2 rRNA genes are annotated in these 1720 nt (G+C 50.9%); both read left to right on the top strand.

Annotated features, from left to right (window positions below):
- Positions 1–1104 (top strand): 23S ribosomal RNA (locus AB0D94_RS37770); the annotation flags it as partial.
- A gap of 142 nt (positions 1105–1246) precedes the next feature.
- Positions 1247–1362: ribosomal RNA gene (rrf, locus tag AB0D94_RS37765) — 5S ribosomal RNA — on the top strand.
- Positions 1363–1720 lie beyond the last annotated feature (358 nt).

Below are 1720 nucleotides of genomic sequence, written 5' to 3'. Positions count from 1 at the left end.
TGCAAACACGAAAGTGGACGTATAGGGTGTGACGCCTGCCCGGTGCTGGAAGGTTAATTGATGGGGTCAGCCGCAAGGCGAAGCTCTTGATCGAAGCCCCAGTAAACGGCGGCCGTAACTATAACGGTCCTAAGGTAGCGAAATTCCTTGTCGGGTAAGTTCCGACCTGCACGAATGGCGTAACGACAGCGGCGCTGTCTCCACCCGAGACTCAGTGAAATTGAAATCGCTGTGAAGATGCAGTGTACCCGCGGCAAGACGGAAAGACCCCGTGAACCTTTACTATAGCTTTACATTGAACGTTGAGCTGTGTAGGATAGGTGGGAGGCTATGAAACCATGGCGCTAGCTGTGGTGGAGCCATCCTTGAAATACCACCCTGTCGTGCTTGACGTTCTAACCTGGGCCCGTTATCCGGGTCGGGGACCATGTATGGTGGGTAGTTTGACTGGGGCGGTCTCCTCCCAAAGTGTAACGGAGGAGCACGAAGGTACGCTCAGCGCGGTCGGACATCGCGCACTGTGTGCAAAGGCATAAGCGTGCTTGACTGCAAGATCGACGGATCAAGCAGGTACGAAAGTAGGTCTTAGTGATCCGGTGGTTCTGTATGGAAGGGCCATCGCTCAACGGATAAAAGGTACTCCGGGGATAACAGGCTGATACCGCCCAAGAGTTCATATCGACGGCGGTGTTTGGCACCTCGATGTCGGCTCATCACATCCTGGGGCTGTAGTCGGTCCCAAGGGTATGGCTGTTCGCCATTTAAAGTGGTACGCGAGCTGGGTTCAGAACGTCGTGAGACAGTTCGGTCCCTATCTGTCGTGGGCGTTGGAGATTTGAAAGGGGCTGCTCCTAGTACGAGAGGACCGGAGTGGACGAACCTCTGGTGTTCCGGTTGTCACGCCAGTGGCACTGCCGGGTAGCTAAGTTCGGAAGCGATAACCGCTGAAAGCATCTAAGCGGGAAACTTGCCTTGAGATGAGTCTTCCCTGACCCTTTAAGGGTCCTAAAGGAACGTTTAAGACTAAGACGTTGATAGGTTGGGTGTGTAAGCGTAGCGATACGTTGAGCTAACCAATACTAATGAACCGTGAGGCTTAACCTGACAACACCGAAGGTGTTTTAGAGAGACGAAATAGTTTTCGAATGTGGGTGAGAAGCCGAAAGGTGACGGACACAGCAGCTTGTTCAAGATTGATGTTCTGGTTTAGCGAAGAAAAGCGCTGAACGGGAACGAACCGAATTTGTCTGGCGGCAATAGCGCGGTGGTCCCACCTGACCCCATGCCGAACTCAGCAGTGAAACGCCGTAGCGCCGATGGTAGTGTGGGGTCTCCCCATGTGAGAGTAGGGAACTGCCAGACATTAAATTAGTGAGAAAGCCACCCATTGGGTGGCTTTTTTGCGTTTGGGGAAATAAAAATGATGCTGTTTACGGTGGTTGAGCCGTTCGGTATGCTTCGCTTTGTTTACACTCTGCCCGCTATTTTTATGGTTGAAAGAGGAAGAGACTCAAAAGCCATAAGTTAATCAATAATCCACTCAGCAATTAACGTGTTTTTGATGATACTGTGCTGCGTAAGTGGATTTGATAAAGATTAGCGGGGATTCCTATTGTTGGCTCTGTCTTTTTCAACGCTGGTAAAGTATGGAGATGAAGCGACAAAGCCCCTCGTCAGCTAGTTATAAGCCAATCCGTAGTTCACTTAGCAATTAATTTGT

The organism is Streptomyces sp. NPDC048255 (assembly GCF_040652415.1).
Lineage (GTDB): Bacteria > Actinomycetota > Actinomycetes > Streptomycetales > Streptomycetaceae > Streptomyces.
The sequence above is the reverse complement of the archived record's forward strand: the minus strand, read 5'-3'. Positions and strand labels throughout refer to the sequence as shown.